20 protein-coding genes are annotated in these 17,982 nt (G+C 66.8%); 17 read left to right on the top strand and 3 right to left on the bottom strand.

Going from position 1 to position 17,982, the window contains the following annotated elements; genetic code table 11:
* Positions 1 to 73 precede the first annotated feature (73 nt).
* The 8 genes from K9U40_RS13940 to K9U40_RS13905 all read left to right on the top strand — a co-directional run bounded on the left by K9U40_RS13940 (position 74) and on the right by K9U40_RS13905 (position 7,353).
* Positions 74 to 286, top strand: a complete 213-nt coding sequence (locus K9U40_RS13940; protein ID WP_282890777.1) for a hypothetical protein — start codon at positions 74 to 76, stop codon at positions 284 to 286.
* A 217-nt stretch (positions 287 to 503) separates the two neighbouring features.
* Positions 504 to 1,202 (top strand): orotate phosphoribosyltransferase, encoded by a 699-nt coding sequence (locus K9U40_RS13935; RefSeq protein ID WP_011995736.1) that lies wholly within the window; start codon positions 504 to 506, stop codon positions 1,200 to 1,202.
* Positions 1,203 to 1,210: 8 nt separating this feature from the next.
* Entirely contained in the window at positions 1,211 to 2,281 is a 1,071-nt protein-coding gene (locus K9U40_RS13930) for a quinone-dependent dihydroorotate dehydrogenase (protein ID WP_282890776.1), read from the top strand.
* Positions 2,282 to 2,544: 263 nt separating this feature from the next.
* The gene (gene fabA, locus K9U40_RS13925) at positions 2,545 to 3,087 is read left to right on the top strand and encodes a 3-hydroxyacyl-[acyl-carrier-protein] dehydratase FabA (RefSeq protein ID WP_282890775.1); all 543 of its coding nucleotides are present in this window, start codon (positions 2,545 to 2,547) and stop codon (positions 3,085 to 3,087) included.
* Between the two features lie 54 nt (positions 3,088 to 3,141).
* A complete protein-coding gene (gene fabB, locus K9U40_RS13920) occupies positions 3,142 to 4,365 on the top strand; it encodes a beta-ketoacyl-ACP synthase I (protein ID WP_282890774.1) in 1,224 nt (407 codons plus the stop codon).
* Between the two features lie 107 nt (positions 4,366 to 4,472).
* A complete protein-coding gene (gene fabI, locus K9U40_RS13915; protein ID WP_282890773.1) occupies positions 4,473 to 5,321 on the top strand; it encodes an enoyl-ACP reductase FabI in 849 nt (282 codons plus the stop codon).
* A 37-nt stretch (positions 5,322 to 5,358) separates the two neighbouring features.
* Positions 5,359 to 6,165 carry a hypothetical protein gene (locus K9U40_RS13910; RefSeq protein ID WP_282890772.1) on the top strand — a complete coding sequence of 269 codons (807 nt, stop codon included), beginning with the start codon at positions 5,359 to 5,361 and terminating at the stop codon, positions 6,163 to 6,165.
* 297 nt (positions 6,166 to 6,462) lie between these two features.
* Positions 6,463 to 7,353, top strand: a complete 891-nt coding sequence (locus K9U40_RS13905; protein ID WP_282890771.1) for a cation diffusion facilitator family transporter — start codon at positions 6,463 to 6,465, stop codon at positions 7,351 to 7,353.
* Positions 7,354 to 7,541: 188 nt separating this feature from the next.
* Here the strand turns inward: K9U40_RS13905 and K9U40_RS13900 are convergent, their stop codons facing one another.
* The 3 genes from K9U40_RS13900 to K9U40_RS13890 form a co-directional block, all read right to left on the bottom strand.
* A complete protein-coding gene (locus K9U40_RS13900) occupies positions 7,542 to 8,399 on the bottom strand; it encodes an aldo/keto reductase family protein (RefSeq protein WP_282890770.1) in 858 nt (285 codons plus the stop codon).
* Between the two features lie 56 nt (positions 8,400 to 8,455).
* Positions 8,456 to 9,607 (bottom strand): FIST signal transduction protein, encoded by a 1,152-nt coding sequence (locus tag K9U40_RS13895; protein WP_282890769.1) that lies wholly within the window; start codon positions 9,605 to 9,607, stop codon positions 8,456 to 8,458.
* Between the two features lie 294 nt (positions 9,608 to 9,901).
* Positions 9,902 to 10,186 (bottom strand): hypothetical protein, encoded by a 285-nt coding sequence (locus K9U40_RS13890; protein WP_282890768.1) that lies wholly within the window; start codon positions 10,184 to 10,186, stop codon positions 9,902 to 9,904.
* 137 nt (positions 10,187 to 10,323) lie between these two features.
* Between K9U40_RS13890 and K9U40_RS13885 the strand changes: the two genes are divergently transcribed.
* The 9 genes from K9U40_RS13885 (at position 10,324) to K9U40_RS13845 (ending at position 17,858) form a co-directional block, all read left to right on the top strand.
* Positions 10,324 to 10,650, top strand: a complete 327-nt coding sequence (locus K9U40_RS13885; RefSeq protein ID WP_282890767.1) for a hypothetical protein — start codon at positions 10,324 to 10,326, stop codon at positions 10,648 to 10,650.
* Positions 10,651 to 11,010: 360 nt separating this feature from the next.
* Positions 11,011 to 13,251: a fibronectin type III domain-containing protein gene (locus tag K9U40_RS13880; RefSeq protein WP_282890766.1), complete on the top strand. Its 2,241-nt coding sequence runs from the start codon at positions 11,011 to 11,013 to the stop codon at positions 13,249 to 13,251.
* A 307-nt stretch (positions 13,252 to 13,558) separates the two neighbouring features.
* Entirely contained in the window at positions 13,559 to 14,770 is a 1,212-nt protein-coding gene (locus K9U40_RS13875; protein WP_282890765.1) for a tyrosine-type recombinase/integrase, read from the top strand.
* Positions 14,771 to 14,878: 108 nt separating this feature from the next.
* A complete protein-coding gene (locus K9U40_RS13870; RefSeq protein WP_282890764.1) occupies positions 14,879 to 15,616 on the top strand; it encodes a hypothetical protein in 738 nt (245 codons plus the stop codon).
* 140 nt (positions 15,617 to 15,756) lie between these two features.
* The gene (locus tag K9U40_RS13865) at positions 15,757 to 15,993 is read left to right on the top strand and encodes a helix-turn-helix domain-containing protein (protein ID WP_282890763.1); all 237 of its coding nucleotides are present in this window, start codon (positions 15,757 to 15,759) and stop codon (positions 15,991 to 15,993) included.
* A gap of 272 nt (positions 15,994 to 16,265) precedes the next feature.
* Positions 16,266 to 16,556 carry a winged helix domain-containing protein gene (locus K9U40_RS13860; protein ID WP_282890762.1) on the top strand — a complete coding sequence of 97 codons (291 nt, stop codon included), beginning with the start codon at positions 16,266 to 16,268 and terminating at the stop codon, positions 16,554 to 16,556.
* On the top strand, positions 16,553 to 16,804 hold the full coding sequence (locus K9U40_RS13855) for a hypothetical protein (protein WP_282890761.1): 252 nt from the start codon (positions 16,553 to 16,555) through the stop codon (positions 16,802 to 16,804). The genes K9U40_RS13860 and K9U40_RS13855 overlap by 4 nt, the downstream gene beginning before the upstream one ends.
* A complete protein-coding gene (locus K9U40_RS13850; protein WP_282890760.1) occupies positions 16,801 to 17,184 on the top strand; it encodes a hypothetical protein in 384 nt (127 codons plus the stop codon). The genes K9U40_RS13855 and K9U40_RS13850 overlap by 4 nt, the downstream gene beginning before the upstream one ends.
* On the top strand, positions 17,181 to 17,858 hold the full coding sequence (locus K9U40_RS13845; RefSeq protein ID WP_282890759.1) for a DUF7146 domain-containing protein: 678 nt from the start codon (positions 17,181 to 17,183) through the stop codon (positions 17,856 to 17,858). The genes K9U40_RS13850 and K9U40_RS13845 overlap by 4 nt, the downstream gene beginning before the upstream one ends.
* Positions 17,859 to 17,982 lie beyond the last annotated feature (124 nt).

Here is a 17,982-nt window from a genome sequence, read left to right as displayed (position 1 = left end):
TGTTACAGGTTCGTTAATATTTGTAACCCATCCATGCTGACTTGAACGCGCGATATACTTTTGGAGCGTGGCTATGACGATCACGATTAACGTCCCCGTCTTCCCGCTGCGGAAAGAAATCGCCGCTCGCAAGCGGCGCCTCAATCTTTCCCTCTGCCTGCCGGGGCGCGGCGCGAAGGGCGGGGCGAAAGGGGCGGGCAACGGTCCGGACCCGCGCTATACCGCCGACGGGCTGGAATTCGACGTGAGCGACATCGGCAAGCCCGGACGGCGCGGCGAGGGCTGAGGCACAGCACGCCCGACACGCACGGAGCGCGCCCCGCCCGGCGCGCGATCAGAATTCTCCCATCCGGAAAAAGCCGACCGCCGACCGCCTGCCCCGAGCCTGCGCCGGATGGACCGGCCTGCGGCACATTAACCGCTCCTGCGCCGCCTGGACTGTCGCATTGGCACGCGGCTCTGATATATGCGCGTCACATTATCGAGCCACGAAGGCCCTCCCCATGGCGAACGTCACTGCTTTTCCGGACAAGGCCACCATCGCCGAGCAGACAGCGCGGATGCTGCTCGAGGTGGAGGCGGTGCGCTTTTCCTCCGGCGAGCCGTTCATCTTCACCTCGGGCTGGGCGAGCCCGGTCTATATCGACTGCCGGCGCCTCATCTCCTTCCCCCGCGTGCGCCAGACGCTGGTGGATTTCGGCATCTCCACCATCTTCCGCGAGATCGGCTACGAGCAGTTCGACACGGTGGCCGGCGGCGAGACGGCCGGCATCCCGTTCGCGGCGTGGGTGGCCGACCGGCTGATGCTGCCCATGCAGTATGTGCGCAAGAAGCCCAAGGGCTTCGGCCGCAACGCCCAGATCGAGGGCCATCTCGCCCCCGGCCAGCGCGTGCTGCTGGTGGAGGACCTCACCACCGACGGCAAGAGCAAGGTGACCTTCGTCAACGCCCTGCGCGAGGCCGGCGCCGAGTGCTCCCACTGCTTCGTCTTCTTCTATTACGACATCTTTGCCGAGGCCTCGGGCATCTTCGACCAGGCCGGGCTCAGCCTGCACCGCCTCGCCACCTGGTGGGACGTGCTGGCAGCGGTGAAGACCATGAACCGGTTTGAATCCGCGCAGATCGCCGAGATCGAGTCCTTCCTCCACGATCCCCATTCCTGGTCGAAGGCCCACGGCGGCACCGCCGTCACCGGCGAGTGACCTCCCGGATGGACCTCTACGGCCTCCTCAGGCCCCTGTTCCGGTTCATGACCCCGGAGCAGGCGCACCATCTGTCCATCCGCGTGCTGAAGAGCGGCCTCGTACCCAACCTCTCGGGACCGGACGATCCGGTTCTGGCGACGCGGGTGTGGGGCCTGCCCTTCCCCAATCCGGTGGGCCTCGCCGCCGGCTTCGACAAGCATTGCGAGGTGGTGGACGCCCTCTTCAAGCTCGGCTTCGGCTTCGTGGAGGCGGGCACGGTGACACCCCGCCCGCAGCCGGGCAATCCCCTGCCCCGCCTGTTCCGGCTGGACGAGGACGAGGCCGTCATCAACCGCTTCGGCTTCAACAGCAAGGGCCTCGCCCCCTTCATCTTCCGCCTTGGCCAGCGCAGGGCGGCCGGGGCGACCGGCATCGTCGGCGCCAATGTGGGGAAGAACAAGGAGAGCGAGGACGCGGTGGAGGATTACGCCGCCGGTGTCTCGGCCACCTGCCGCCTCGCCGACTACCTCGTGTGCAATATCTCCTCGCCCAACACGCCGGGCCTGCGGGCGCTCCAGGCGCGGGCGGAGATGGAGACCCTGCTGTCCCATGTGATCGGCGTGCGCAACGCCTCCATGCCCGACCCCGCGGCGCGCACCCCCCTGCTGGTGAAGGTCGCCCCCGACCTCGACGACGCCGCCCTCGCCGACGTGGCGGAAGCTGCCCTCGCCACCGGAGTGGATGGCATCATCATGGGCAACACCACCCTGTCGCGCCCGCCCAGCCTGAAAAGCCCGTTCAAGGACGAGACCGGGGGCCTTTCGGGCAAGCCGCTCATGGCGCTGTCCACCGAGCGCCTGGCCGCGCTCTATCGCCTCGTGGGCAACCGGCTGCCCATCGTGGGGGTGGGCGGCATCGCCTCCGGGGCGGACGCCTATGCCAAGGTCCGCGCCGGGGCGAGCCTGGTGCAGGTCTATTCGGCCCTGGTGTTCCGCGGCCCCGGTCTCGTGAGCCGGATCAAGACCGACCTTGCCACCCGGCTGAAGGCGGACGGCTTCGCCTCCATCGCCGACGCGGTCGGGGCGGACGTGCGCTGAGCGCGGGACACCGGACCGGCAAGACGGGAGTGGCCCCTCCCCCTGCCCGCCGAGGCTACCGGCCCCCAACGCGGGCGAGGCCCTCCGGTTTCGCCGAAGGCGCTGCGGCGCGGTTGCGCGGGGCGTGACGCTTTCATGACTTTGAGCGCGCCCTTCCCTATGTTAGGGAGTGCCCCGCCGCCGGTGACGGGGCGGGTCTTCGGGCTCTTTCAACAACGACCCTCGGGTACATCCCAACGGGCAGAATGGCGACACAGCTGAGAATGGCGGACCGGCAAACCAGCTTCGCGTATGAAGATCTCCTCGCCTGCGGACGTGGCGAGCTGTTCGGGGCCGGGAACGCGCAATTGCCGCTGCCGCCCATGCTGATGTTCGACCGCATCGCAGAGATTTCCGAAACCGGTGGCGAATACGGCAAGGGCTTCGTGCGAGCCGAACTCGACGTGAACCCGGACCTGTGGTTCTTCGGCTGCCACTTCAAGGGCGACCCGGTGATGCCCGGCTGCCTGGGCCTCGACGCCATGTGGCAGATGGTGGGCTTCTTCCTCGGCTGGCTCGGCTCGTCGGGGCGCGGGCGGGCGCTGGGGCTCGGGGAACTGAAATTCTCCGGCCAGGTCCTGCCCGGCGTGAAGAAGGTGGTTTATGGCGTGGAGCTGAAGCGTGTCATGCGGTCCAAGCTGGTGCTCGGCATCGCCGACGGCTGGCTGGAGGCGGACGGAACCGTCATCTATCGCGCCAAGGATCTGAAGGTGGGCCTGTTCCAGGCCGATGCGGCACCGGGCGCGGCAGGCGCGGCGGGCGCCTGACAAGGCGCCGCCACGATCCACGGCCATACTGGTGCTTTCCAATGGGGATTTGACATGCGGCGCGTCGTCGTCACCGGGATGGGCATCGTCTCGTCCATCGGCAACTCCACGCAAGAGGTGCTTGCCAGCCTGCGCGAGGCCAAGAGCGGCATCTCCTTTGCTGAGGACCAGGCGAAGCTTGGCTTCCGCTGCCAGGTGCAGGGCGCGCCGACGCTGAACGCCGAAGAGGTGGTGGATCGCCGCGCCATGCGATTCCACGGCGGCGGTACCGCCTGGAACCATGTCGCCATGGAGCAGGCCATCCGCGATTCGGGCCTGGAGCCGTCCGAGGTGTCCAACCCGCGCACCGGCATCGTCATGGGCTCGGGCGGCCCATCCACCCGCACAATCGTGGAAGCGGCGGACATCGCCCGCGCCAAGGGACCCAAGCGCATCGGCCCGTTCGCGGTGCCCAAGGCCATGAGTTCGACCGCGTCGGCGACGCTGGCCACCTGGTTCAAGATCAAGGGCGTCAACTATTCCATCTCGTCGGCCTGCGCCACGTCGAACCACTGCATCGGCAACGCCTACGAGCAGATCCAGTACGGCAAGCAGGACGTGGTCTTCGCCGGCGGCTGCGAGGAGTTGGACTGGACCCTGTCCAGCCTGTTCGACGCCATGGGCGCCATGTCCTCCAAGTTCAACGCCACGCCCCACAAGGCGTCGCGCGCCTATGACGTGAACCGCGACGGCTTCGTCATTGCCGGCGGCGCCGGCGTTCTGGTGCTGGAGGAGCTGGAGCACGCCAAGGCACGCGGCGCCAAGATCTATGGCGAGATCGCCGGCTATGGCGCCACCTCCGACGGCTATGACATGGTCGCCCCCTCGGGTGAGGGTGCCGAGCGCTGCATGCGCCTTGCCCTGTCCACCGTGAACCTGCCCATCGACTATATCAACCCGCACGCCACCTCCACCCCGGCCGGAGATCCGCCGGAAATCGAGGCCATCCGCAAGGTGTTCGGCGTGGGGGAGAAGTGCCCGCCCATCTCGGCGACCAAGTCGCTGACCGGCCACTCGCTCGGCGCCACCGGCGTGCAGGAAGCCATTTACTGCCTCCTCATGATGCAGAACGGCTTCATCTGCGAGAGCGCCAACATCGAGGAGCTGGACCCAGTGTTCGCCGACATGCCCATCGTCCGCGCGCGGCAGGACAATGTGAAGCTCGGCGCGGTGCTGTCCAACTCGTTCGGCTTCGGCGGCACCAATGCGTCCCTCGTCTTCAAGCACGTGGATGCGTGACCGCGCAGCGGCCTTCGGTCAGGGTCGGTCATGAAAGGTGAAGGGCCGCCCCGTGGCGCCGGCCCGGACGGTCTGCTATCGGCGTTTCAGGCGCGAGAGGGTGGGTGATGCAGGACCTGATGAAAGGCAAGCGTGGCCTGGTGATGGGCGTGGCCAACGACCATTCCATCGCCTGGGGCATCGCCAAGGCCCTGGCCGGCCAGGGTGCCGAGCTCGCCTTCACCTACCAGGGCGATTCGGTGGCCAAGCGCGTCAAGCCGCTGGCGGAGAGCCTCGGCTCCTCCATCCTCCTGCCGTGCGACGTGGAGGACCTCGCCAGCGTGGACGCCGTGTTCGCGGCCCTGAAGGAGCGCTGGGGCTCCATCGATTTCCTGGTCCATGCGGTGGCCTTCTCCGACAAGTCGGAGCTGAAGGGCCGCTATGCCGACACCAGCCGCGAGAACTTCTCGCGCACCATGGTCATCTCCTGCTTCTCCTTCACCGAGGTGGCCAAGCGCGCCGCCGCGCTCATGCCCAATGGCGGCTCCCTCGTCACGCTGACCTATGGCGGCTCCACCCGCGTCATGCCCAATTACAACGTGATGGGCGTGGCCAAGGCGGCGCTGGAAGCCTCGGTGCGCTACCTCGCCGCCGATTACGGGCCGGCCGGCATCCGCGTGAACGCCATTTCGGCGGGCCCGGTGCGCACCCTCGCCGGGGCGGGCATCGCCGATGCCCGGCTGATGTTCAACTACCAGAAGCGGCACGCGCCCCTGCGCCGCACCGTCTCCATCGAGGAAGTGGGCGGCTCGGCCCTCTACCTGCTCTCCGACCTGTCGGGCGGCGTGACGGGCGAGGTGCATTTCGTGGATTCCGGCTACAATATCATGTCCATGCCGCATCCCGACGTGCTGAAGCAGCAGGAGGACGCCGAGGCCAAGCTCGCCGCCGAGGCTGCGGCGAAGGCCGCGGAATAACATCCGCCCGCATGCTGTTGCGGGGTGGGAAGGGGCAATGGGATCGCTGGTCATCGCCGCGTTCGTTTTCGTGTGCCTGTTCGGCGGCGCCTGCGCCGGAATGTGGGCCTCCCGCCGGCTGAAGGAGCAGCATCTCACCAAGGAGACGCAGGAGGCGGTGAAGCTCGGAGTGGGCATGGTGGCAGCCATGGCCTCGCTGATCCTCGGCCTCATGACCGCCTCGGTGAAGGGGAACTTCGATTCCACCAGCCGGGACGTGCAGCAATACACCACCCTTCTCATCACCCTCGACGTGGCGCTGAAGCATTACGGGCCGGACGCCGATGCAGCCCGCGCCGCGCTCACCACCTACACCCGGCACGCCCTCGACGAGACCTGGCCCCCCGCTCAGGCCACACCGGGGCAGACGGCGCAGGCACGGGCGGCGCAGGCACATGCCCCCCACGCGCTCGTCAACAGTGAGGACAGCGAGCAGCGTCTGGCGCAGGTGGGGCGGTCCATCCGCGCCCTCGATCCGAAGACGCCGGACCAGAACGAGCTCAGGTCCGAGGCGATCGAGCGCTACAAGGCCCTGTCCGCCCTGCGCTGGGTGCTGATCGAGGAAAGCGCGGCGCAGGTGCCGACCATCTTCACCGTGGTGCTGATCGTCTGGCTCACCTTCATCTTCATGAGCTTCGGGCTGTTTTCGCCGATCAACGCCGTCTCGGTGTCGGTGTTTCTCCTGTGCGCCCTGTCGCTCGGCGGCGCGATCTTCCTGATCCTGGAGATGAGCACGCCCTTCGACGGCATCATCATCGTGCCGCCCGACGCCATGCAGAAGGCGTTGCAGCACATGGTGCGGTGAGGCGTCGCGGGACAGGCACCGGAGCCTCCACAGGGGATGCCGCAAGGCGCCCCTCCGGGATGTTGCGCTGCACCTGCCCACAGGCTAGAGCGTTTCCAGGCAAGCTCTCCCGGCCCACGGGGAGAAGACACGCAAGCCGGGAGGCTGGAGCCGTCTTGCGTTTCAACGGAGCGCGACAAAGCTCCGGAGGCTCGCGGCCCGCACGCGCGGCGCCGGATCGGCTGATGGCCAGGGCAGGACGGGAACGCGCGCGGGCGACCGCTGGCGCCGGCATTTGATGGGACAGGGGAGGCGGACATGAGCCGCAAGACGCTGTGGGTCGCGGCAGCGAGCGTGCTCGTCGGCATCATCGTGCTCGGCCTCAAGACGCTGGCGTGGTGGGTGACGGGCTCGGTGGCGCTTTTGTCCGACGCGCTGGAGAGCATCATCAACGTCGCCGCCTCTGGCGCGGCGCTGATCGCGCTCCAGGTGTCCGCGCGCCCGGCCGACGACAACCACCAGTACGGGCACCACAAGGCGGAATACATCTCCGCGGTGATCGAGGGGGTGCTGGTGGTCATCGCCGCCCTCACCATCATGCGCGAGGCCTATGCCGGCTTCCTCAACCCGGCCATGCCGGACCAGCCGGTGAAGGGCATGGTCCTCAACGGCGCGGCGACCGTGATCAACCTGGCGTGGTACGTCGTGCTCATGCGCATCGGCCGCGCCTATCGCTCGCCGGCCCTGATCGCAGACGCCAAGCACCTGATGTCGGACGTGGTCACCTCCGGCGCGGTGCTCGCCGGCTTCGTGCTGGTGCCCATCACCGGCTGGCCGCAGCTGGACCCCCTGCTTGCCGGCCTCGTCGCCCTCAACGTTCTTTGGACCGGCTGGGGGATGATGAAGGAATCCGTGGGCGGCCTGATGGATGCGGCGCCGCCACCGGACGTGGTGGCGCGCATCCGCGAACTGGTCTCGCTCCACGCCGCCGGCGCCATCGAGGCCCACGACCTGCGCACCCGCCATGCCGGACGCATCACCTTCGTGGAGTTCCACCTGGTGGTGCCGGGAAGCATGACGGTGGCCGCCGCCCACGAGATCTGCGACCGCATTGAGCATGCCTTCGAGCAGGACATGGACGATGCGGTCATCACCATCCATGTGGAGCCCGAGGGCGAGGCCAAGCATCGCGGCGTGGTGGTGCTTTAGAGCGCGATCCGAGCAAATTGAACCAATCTGATCGGTGAAACGCCCTCTAAACTCAAGAAAGAGAACGCGTTGTCCGATCAGCTGGATTGAGGGACGTGAAAGGGAGCGCCGCATGCCGGCCCCGGCCGCTCGGCAGGTAAGGAGGTCCGCCCCACCGGACGGGCCGCGTTGCGGAAGGCGGAATCGGATCAGCCCAGCAGGGCCTCCACCACCCGGCATTCCGCAGAGCTCAGGCGAAACTCGAAAATGGCCAGGTCCTGGGCCATGTGATCCTTCGAGGAGGTGCCGGTCAGGCACACGATGTCCTTCTGGGTCAGGAAGCGAAAGAAGACCTGGGCGGCGCTTCGTCCATGCCTTTCCGCGATCTCGACGAGGGACGGCTGGGCCAGGACCTCGGGATTGGCGGTCAGGGTCCAGAAGCTCTGATAGAGAATGCCGTGGTCGGCGCAGAAGGCGCGGATCTCCCGGTCATAGCGGGTCTTGGCGTAGAAGCGGTTCTGAACCAGCGCCGGCTTGATGCGGGCCTGCCGGTGCAGACGTTCCAGCCGGCTCCGCTCGTAGCAGTTGCTGATGCCCAACTGGCGCACCACGCCTTGGTCATACAGGCCTTCCATGGCGCGCCACACCTCCAGCGTATCCTTGTCCTCGGGATAGGGGGAGTGAAGGACGAGGCCGTCCAGATAGTCGGTGCGCAGGTTGCGGAGCGACGCCTCCAGGGATTGGCGCACCTGCTCGCCCAGCCCGGCCCCGGGATCGTAGGGGACATTGTCCGGGTCCTGCCCCGCAAAGGCGGTGAACTTGGTCTGGAGATAGATGTCCGAGCGGGACAGCCCCTCCCGCAGCAGCGCCGACAGCCCCTCGCCGACGCCGGGCTCGTGGTAGTGCTTGGGCTGGCACGCCGTATCGATGCCCCGGAAGCCCGCTCGCAGGGCCGCCTCCACCAGGGACGCGGTGCGCTCCTTCTTCCAGGCCGTGCCGTAGAGGATGCGCGGCATGGCCACCCCATAGGCGGAAACGATGCGGCGCTGATGGACGCCGTCTCCCATCGAAGCCCGATCCAGTGAGGCCGGCGCCTGTGTCATCGCGGTGCCATCCCCTTATCTCAGGACCCGGCGGTAAATACCGTCAGCACGCCGGTGTAGCCGTAAAGATGGTGGCGCGCGATCTCCCCGCCCGCGAAGAAGCCCACCAGCGGCACGGGGCCGAGGCCCTCGCTGACCATCTGGAACTCCGCGTTGCGCTGGCCGAAATGGGGGCCGCCCCGCCCCGAGCAGCTGATGTACAATGCGCCCCGGATGCCGCCCGCCGCCTCGGCCTTGGCCCGCACGTCCGCGACGATGCGCAACAGGTCGGCTCTCGCCGCCTCGGCGTTGCGCTTGCAGAATGCGAGCTGCATGCCCGCCGCGATCTGCTCCGCCACCACCAGCACGCCGGCCTTGCGTCCGACGCCAAGCAGGTGGCGGACCTCCGTATTGGTGCCGAACTGGCCGGGCTGGGTGGAAACGTCCTCCCCGGGGGTGACCAGGCCGGCCAGCGTCTGGGCCAGTTCATGGCGCAGCTCTTCGTCGGGCGTGTCCTCGGCGAGGCCCAGATCCGCCAGCGCGCAGTCGAGCGCCCGGCCCTGGTCCAGCGTGACGAGATAATTGCCCTCGGCGCGGGTGATGGTGCGCTGGGGGCCGATGGGCTGGCAGCCCTGGGTCACGCGGGACAGGATCGGCACCTCGGGACCGAAGGCAACCCCGCAAACGCCGCCCAGGAGCACCTCGTCGGCAAACAGCAGCGGCTGGTTCCGGGCCGACGACAGCCCGCCGAACAGGTAGCCGGTGGTCGTGCTGCTGCTCAGGGTCTTCAATTGCATCGGAAGGTCGGCGGCTCCTCCGTCGGCATGGACCAAAGCGGTGAAGGCCTCGAAGCCGTTGGCGCCGGTGTCCAGCGGCCTCGGGCCGGAGAACAGCCTGAAGGAATCCGGCGGCAGGTCCGCCAGCATCAGCACCATGCCCGGCTCGTCGAAATACTCCACGGCCTCGGCAGCCACACCGACACCCACTGTGCCGACCCAATGGACCTCAGGCATGCGCTCCCGGAGCGCTTCGACGATATTGCCTGCGGCCTGGGTGTAGTGGTCGGTGAGGTAGCACCACCCCAGAGTGGGCTTTGGCCCATCCTGAAGCCGGTAACGCAGCTGGCTCCAGCAGGAGCCCAAAGCCATCTGCCAGTTGGCATCGCCCGCATGGGCATAGATGAATTCGTTCATTGGAGCCGACCTGCATGAAAGGTGTGGGTATGAACAATTCCAGGTATCGTTCCCGCCAAGGGGGCGGGTGGAAACAATATGGACCCGCTCCGAGGCGCCGGGTTCCGCCCAACCCGGCCCAGGCGCTCCGTGAATTGAAAGCCCGTGTCGCGAACCGACGGCGTTGCGTTTATCCCGTTCCCGGAAGCAATCACCATGCCGTGCCTGACGGCCGGGTGGAGACAGCCGCCCGCGGCCGGCAGCCGCCTCCGAGGCGAGGCGGGCGCGTTTTCGTTCGGGGAAGAATGCCGGATGTCACGGCGGGGACAGGTAATCGGAGAGCCGGCGCTCGAATTCCGGGTAGTAATGCGGGACGACCGCCATATCGAAACGCCCGAGGATGTTCTCTTTCGGCTCCCGGTCCAGAAGGAAGCGAAAGGTCGCCTCGATGCACTTGACGGGACTGTGGGCCCCCGCCGTCAGGTCTTGATAGGTGGCCGGCGCCATGGTGACCACATGGCGGGTCTCCCCCGCCTCGTCCCGCACCACCACCTCGAATTTCAGGGGATCCCCGCCGGCGCTCTGCCGCACCTCGATCATTTCGATGCCTCCGTTTCCCTCGCGAGGATATCCTATCGCCTCCCGCGACGCGCAAAGCGTTCGGCGATCGGACTGCCCCGGCGGTGGCACCGATTTTGAATGCAGGCGCGTTTCATGACAGGGGACGGATGGGCTCAATGCAGCGCAAGCCTGAGAGCGATGACTACCTGGCCCTTTTCGGCCAGTACAAGGAGGACTTCGGGGACGTCTACATGGACCCCGAGGATGAGCGTTTCCGGCTGCTTTTCGATCAGATCTGCCGCATGCTCGCCCAGCCCTCCGCCTTCAATCTCAGCCTGCCCGAGCAATTCCGGACGACCGCCTTTCGCTATCTCGAAGGGGACGCCCACACCGTCGCCCACATGAAAACCGTCGAGAACCGCCACTTCATGCTGAGCGACCTGTTCGACTACATCCACCTCGTCAAGACGATGGGTGGCTCCTGGGACCAGCGCGGGCGGTAGGCATCGCCGGGCGCGCGGAACGACGAGGCGCGAGGGAACCGGGAGGCAAGAGCCGCCGGACATGCCGCGGGCAAGGCCCGCCGGCCGCGCGGCGGCGCGTGCATTGCCGCCCCTCCTCATTCCTGCCCTCGGACGAGGGCCAGGCCCATCGCAGCGTAGAGCAGGCTTCCATTCCGCCCCCGCGCGGAAATACAACAATAGCCGAGGGGAGCGAAGAAAAAGCGAAAAATCACTATTTCGCAAATTGCGAATATCTCGACATGACATCTCTCCGTCCCCATGAGTTCGGTCTTTTTTCTTGCCCCGGTGCCAGCCATGTGCACCCTGTCCACTGGTGTTCCCGACGGGGCGGAGGGCAACATGGCAACGCGAACAATTACATGGTCATGGGGCGCACACGAGGTCGTCGCGTTCGACCCTGCCGAGGACGTGCTTGATTTCAACTGGCTCAATGCCGATGACTTCAGCATTTCCGAGGTGAATGGATCGGTGGTCATCAGCCTTCCGGCCAACAATCACAGCTATACGCTCGAAGGTGTCAGCCTCTCCGAGCTGTCGCTCGCGAACATCAGCGCCTTCGATCCGTCGGTGTTCGCGGAATGGAGCGCGGTGATCCCCGCCGATGGTTCCACCCCGCCGGCCGATGGCACCCTCATCACCCTCGCCTTCGCGCGCGACACAGACACCGTGCTGGATTTCGACCCCACCCGGGACAGGCTCGATTTCAGCGCCCTTTCCGCCGCCGACTTCTCCGTCGCCGAGGTGAACGGATCGGTGGTGATCTACATTCCGTCCGAGCGCCAGACCTACATCCTGGAGGGCGTCGCCCTCTCCCGGCTTTCCCTCGCCCGCATCGCAAGCCAGGACGCCGCGGTCCTCGCGGAATGGAGCCAGGCGCTGGCGAACCCGGCGCAGAGCAGCGGCGCGGCCGCGCCCGGCGACGGCAATCCCGTCACCACCGCCCTCGCCTGGAACTGGAACACCCAGACGGTGCTCGCCTTCGATCCCGCCAAGGACGCGCTGGACTTCGGCTGGCTCACCCCGCAGGACTTCTCGGTCGTCGAGCTGAACGGATCCGTGGTGATCCTGATGCCCGCCTCGCAGCAGAGCTATACGCTCGAGGGCGTGACCCTCGCCGCGCTTTCACCGGCGAACATCGCCTCGCGCAACGCCGTGGTCCTCGACGAATGGGCCACCCTCCTGTCCGGCTCGGGCGACACCGAAGGCGGCGGCAGCACCCTCTCCGTCATCGAGGCCCCGTCCTGGAGCGACGCGAAAGCCTATGTGGCCGGCGACCAGGTGACGGCCGGCCACCTCGTCTACCAGGCCAATTGGTGGACGCTGGGCACCGATCCTGCGGGCGACTACGGGCCCGTGGGCACGGGCCATGTCTGGAGCATCGTCGGCTATGCCGACCTGACGCCGGTGATCCCCGATGCGCCGGAGGACCTGCATCTCCTCACCACCACGGAGACCTCCGCGACCCTCACCTGGGACGCCGCGGAAGTGCTGGGCGTGGGCACCGTGTCCGGCTACGCCGTCTATCGCGACGGCGAGCTGGTGGGCACCACCACCGACCTGAGCTTCAAGATCTCCGGCCTGTCGGCGGACACCACCTATCATTTCTCGGTGGTGGCCATCGACGAGGCCGGCACCTCCCCGGCGGCGACGCCCATCGCGGTGACCACCGATGCCCCCGGCACCGACGCCGCGGACCAGCAGTATTTCTCGCCCTATTTCGAGATGTGGCTCCCCTCCAGCCAGAACCTCGTCCAGACCGTAGAGGAGGTGGGGCTGAGCTCGGTCACCCTCGCCTTCGTGCTGGGCACGGGAACCAACCAGATCGGCTGGGGCGGGCTCGGCTCCATCAACGACGACACGCTGGCCAACGGCACCACCATCTCCTCCATGGTGGAGCAGTTGCAGCAGAACGGGGTCAGCGTCACCATCTCGTTCGGCGGCGGCTATGGCCAGGAGCCGGCGCTGTCCTTCTCCAACGCGGCGGACCTGACCGCCGCCTACCAGTCGGTGATCGACAAGTACAACGTCACTTCGCTCGACTTCGACATCGAGGCCGACGCGCTGACCAACGCCACGGCAAGCCATCTGCGCAACGAAGCCCTGGTGGCGCTGGAACAGGCCAATCCCGGCCTCACCATCTCCTTCACCCTGCCGGTGCTGCCCACGGGGCTCAACCAGGACGGGCTAGACCTGCTGGCCCAGGCCAAGGCCGACGGGGTCGAGATCGACACGATCAACATCATGGTGATGAACTACGGCGACTATTACGACAGCGGCGACATGGGCAAGGATGCCATCGACGCCGCCGAGGCCACCATCGCCCAGTTGCATCTGCTGGGGCTCGACGCCAAGGTCGCGATCACGCCCATGATCGGCCAGAACGACATTCCCGGCGAGGTCTTCACCCTGGAGGATGCCCAGCAGCTGGTCGATTACGCCGCGGGCAACGACGACATCTCCTACATCGCCATGTGGTCCCTCGGCCGCGACCACGGCGAGGCGGTGGGGCACCTCACCGACAGCAGCAGCGGCGTCGCCCAGCACGATTACGACTTCGCCAAGATCTTCGCCGTGGTGTGACCCTCCTCGGCGGGTGTCGCGGACCCGCGCGCATCCATCCTGCGGCGCCGGACTGGGCCACACGAAAATCCACGGCCCCGCTGCTGAACGTGGCTTGAGAACCTGCGAGACATTGTCGGACGGTAAAATGGTGTCCCGGAAGTCCACCAAACTATCGTCCACGGTGGACCATGAGAGTCGAAAGGTCCATAAAAAATACCTTCTGAATCAGTGCTCTGTACCTCTTTCAGTCTATGGGAGATTACCATAGACTGCCACGAGCTAAGTTTTCTGCTGGGGCAGATGCTAGGGCAGCGCTGGGGCAGAGATGGGACGCGAGACCAAAAGGCTGACCGCGCGCACGGTCGCGACGCTCATGAAGCCGGGCCGGCATGCGGACGGCGGCAACCTCTATCTGTCCATTTCCACCAACGGCGGTCGGCGGTGGATCTTCCTCTATCGGTGGGACGGGCGGCAGCTTGAGATGGGGCTGGGCTCGGCCCGCGACGTGTCGCTTGCCCGAGCACGCGAACTCGCCGACCTGGCGCGCGCGCAGCTTGCCGAGGGGGTCAACCCCCTGGAGGCGCGACGGGCCGAGCAGGTTGTCATTCCGACCTTCGGCGCCTTCGCGGACGAACTGGTTGAAACCCTCCGCGCCGGCTTCAAGAACGAAAAGCACCGGTGGCAGTGGAAGCACACTCTGGAGGTCTACGGAGCGCCGCTGCGCCCGCTCCAGATCGACAACGTGACCACAGAGGATGTGCTCGGCATCCTGCAACCCTTGTGGCAGACGAAGCAGGAGACGGCCTCCCGGCTTCGCGGTCGCATCGAGCGGGTGCTGGATGCCGCGAAGGCGAAGGGCCTGCGTTCCGGTGAGAACCCGGCCCGCTGGCGTGGCCATCTCGACGCCCTGCTGCCAAAGCGCCAGAAGCTGCAACGCGGGCACCATGCCGCGATGCCCTATGCTGACGTGCCAGCCTTCGTTGCCGAACTCCAGCAGCGTCAGGCCATCGCCGCGCTCGCCCTGGAGTTCGCCATCCTCACCGCTGCCCGGACCGCCGAGGTGCTTGGCGCCACGTGGCGGGAGATCGACCGCGCCGCCAAGGTGTGGACGATCCCCGCGGCGCGCATGAAGATGGGGAAGGAGCACCGGGTGCCCCTGACCGAGCGTGTGCTCGCGATTCTCGTTGCCGCCGAAGAGGTGCGCGGCGAGGGGGATTACCTGTTCCCCAGCCCGAGGACAGGCAGGCCCTTCTCCGACATGGCTATGGCGATGCTGCTGAAGATCCGGATGAAACGGCCGGACCTGACGGTGCACGGCTTCCGATCATCCTTCCGGGATTGGGCCGGCGAGGAAACAAGCTTCCCCCGCGAGGTGGCCGAGGCCGCGCTGGCGCACACCGTGGGCGATGCCACCGAGCGCGCCTATCGCCGGGCCGACGCCCTTGAGAAGCGCCGGAAGCTGATGGAGGCTTGGGCGAAGTTCGTCACGGGCGGCGGTGACGCCAAGGTGGTGCCGATCCGAGCCGTGAAGGGATAGGAACCGCGCCGTCCATTCCGGGCGGCGCTTCGTGAAGCGTGGGGCTAGGCCGGCCAGCCGAAAGCCGAGATGCACCCTCGGTTGTCCCACGCGCCATCTGGTGCGGACGTGGTGCACGTGGTGAGGTTCATTCCGGACGGGTTTGAGGGGCTGGAACAAGCAATCATTCGCATCGCGAAGGCGCGTGACCCGGAGCTATGGGAAGAGAGCAGTTTTATCCCTGGGGAAGCTGCTGTGTGGACAGGGTTCGGGACGAACTTCGGAACCGTGCAACCGGACTATGTCCTTGGCTCAGTGCTAGGCCAAGATGCTGTCAAACCCGGTTCCCATACTTTCTGGCGCGTGCAGAGTTACTGGTGGGCTCAGCGGGAACTCCGGGGAGTGCTGTTTTCGGGGAGGGTGTTGGGAGAGTTTCTGAATGAGCATGGCCGACGTGACCATTTCAGAAAAGAAGACTGGGCCACAGAAGATGGCGATTGGGTTTTGGCACAGGGGTATGCCTATCTTGATCCGTGTTCCGAGCGTTCGACCACCGTTTTTGTGCAATCCGATTCCATAGATCAGCTAATTTGCGAAGTGCCCGCTTTGGATGAGGCAGGCGGTTCGGCGAATGTTGGAGATGAGGCTGCCGCAGACGCTAGCCCCACGTCTGCGGAAGAGTTACGGCAGATTAAGCACCTCGCGCAGCTCTTAGGCTCCAACCCGAACCTATCCAAATCTGAAGCAGCTGTCGCGCTTGGGATGGGTCTCCGAAGCCGCCCATTTGAATTACGAGTATGGCCTCGCGGCCGCCTCGCCGCAGGTCTTTCTGAACAAGGGAGAGCCGGCAGAAAATCGACGCGCTGAAATCAACGCGGTCTCCTCCAAATCACCGCGCCTGAAATCACCGCGCCAATTAAATCGACGCGCCTATTTCGGCCCATCCCAAGTCAGCAACATCTCCTCACGCCCAGGGACATCCACCCTGGCCTATGTGGAGAGCAGAGATGCAGCTTGCCGCCGACACCGCCGTTCCCGCCCCGGCCGGCGCCTACCATGCGCCCGAGGCCCTGGCCTACGATGTCGCCACCGCCGCCCGGATCATGGGCGTGTCGAAGGCCACCGTCTTCAACGAGCTGAAGAAGGGCGCCATCGCGGCCAAGAAGTTCGGCCGCAAGACCCTCATCACGCGCGCCGCCATCGACGCCTGGGTCGCCAATCTCCCCGCCCGCACCGCTGCCTGAGAAACGAAACGCCCCGATGCCGGCGAGCAACGGGGCGCTGATTTCGTTTGTCTGACGCCCTTCTTCCCGGAAAAGCATCATGCACAAATCCATACCTCAGGCCCGCAGTGCGGGCAAGCGTCCGCCGCCCACCAGCAGCGCGAAGCCCGCGTCTTCGATCCTCCCGAACACCCTTCACCTCGCGGCCCATCGGTTGGCGTCCGCCCTCGGCGTGCCGTTCAGCGTCGCCCTGGCCCATGCAGAGGCCGCCGGCCTTGGACGGGAGGCGCGTCATGGCTGATGTGATCCGCGTCACCTTCCGGCTCGATGCCGAAGGGCCAGCCTTCACCGTGAAGGGCCGCATGGCCTGGGCACTGCACGAGCTCGTTCACGCTGGCGAGCGGGGCTGCACGCCCATCGAGCGGCCTGCGCCCCGTTGGAGCCACTACATCTTCCTTCTGCGCAAGAAAGCCGGCCTCGCCATCGAGACGGTGGACGAGAGCCACGGCGGTTCCTACAGCGGTTCCCACGGCCGCTATGTGCTCCGCTCTCCAGTGCAGGTGATCGAGGAGGCGCGGCGATGACGAATGTTGTCCACCTCCACGCCGAGCCCCACGTCATCCTCGAAGCGGGCACCATCGCCCGCGCCAATGATCCGCGGGACATCGGCCAGCGCCGCTATTTCCTCTACCATTGCGAGGGCGGCAACCGCTCGTGCGTCTGGAGCGGTGGCGACCACGCCGCCGCCCTGGATGCTCTCTCGCGCTGGCGGCAAGACGGCCTCCTCGGTTTCGACCGGACAACCCCGTCGGCATCGGAGGGCCGGGCATGAACCAGCGCGCGCAGAAGCGGCGCCTGGAGCGCCTCGCCCTCAAGAACGAAGCCACCATCGCTTCCGACCGGCGCTTCTTCGAGCGTCGGCCGGATCGGCAATACCGCCTTCGCCTCGCCTCGGCGGCCGAAGTGGACCTCAACCGAGCCCTCTCCAGCACCTGGGCGGATCCCGGCGGCCGGCTGTTCGTGGTGGTGCGGAGAATTTCGCACACCGTCCGCATCCGGGCCCTGTTTTTCGGCCCGGCGGAGAATGCCGCCGACATGGACAATGTGAGCGAGGCGGAAGCCGCGTTCCTCTTCCAGAGGGCCCGGCGACAGAACGCGCAGCTCGCCGGCGTTGAGCGCAGCACCGTTGAAGCGTTCGGGGGCGCCGCATGATGGACCTGCGTTCCATCGCCAGCGCTCTCGGCGGGGAAGTCATCGGACGGCAGGTGCTCGCCCCCGGCCCCGGCCACAGCCGAAAGGACCGTTCCCTTGCCGTTGTGCCGTCGCCCCGCGCGCCCGGCGGCTTCCTCGTGCACTCCCATTGCGGCGACGACTGGAAGGAATGCCGGGACCATGTGTGCGACGTGCTCGGCATCTCCCCGCCCGAGCGGCGGCGCAAGCCGACCCGCGAAGAGACGGCTCGGCGCCGCGAGGCCAACGCCCGCGCGGCCGAAGAGGCGGCGGCCGACACCGCCAAGCGCACCACCTGGGCGCTCGGCATCTGGAGCAAGAGCGTCGATCCGCGCGGTCGCATTGTCGAAACCTACCTGAAAAGCCGGGCGCTGCCGCTCGGCGAGGACCTCGCTCGCGCCGTCCTTCGCTTCCACGGCAGCCTGCACTACGGCGAGGCGCGCCACGCCGGCATGGTGGCGCTGATGCGGGACGTCCTCACCGATGAGCCCTGCGGCATCCATCGGACCTTCCTCGCCCTGGACGGGCGGAAGATCGACCGGCGCATGCTCGGGCGGGCCAAGGGTGCGGCGATCAAGCTCGATACTCCCGACGGCCCAGCCCTCACCATCGGCGAGGGCATCGAGACGGCCATGTCCGGCCGGCTGTTCGGCTGAGGTGGTCCCCGAAAATCGGACAGGGAGTTAAGCTTGGTTCGGCCTGACGGAAGGACGAGCCCGATGACCGGGAAGAGGAAGCGTTATTCAGCGCAGTTCAAGGCGAAGGTGGCCCTGGAGGCGC

Source organism: Xanthobacter autotrophicus (assembly GCF_030015065.1).
In the GTDB taxonomy this organism is placed as follows: domain Bacteria; phylum Pseudomonadota; class Alphaproteobacteria; order Rhizobiales; family Xanthobacteraceae; genus Xanthobacter; species Xanthobacter autotrophicus_D.
The sequence above is the reverse complement of the archived record's forward strand: the minus strand, read 5'-3'. Positions and strand labels throughout refer to the sequence as shown.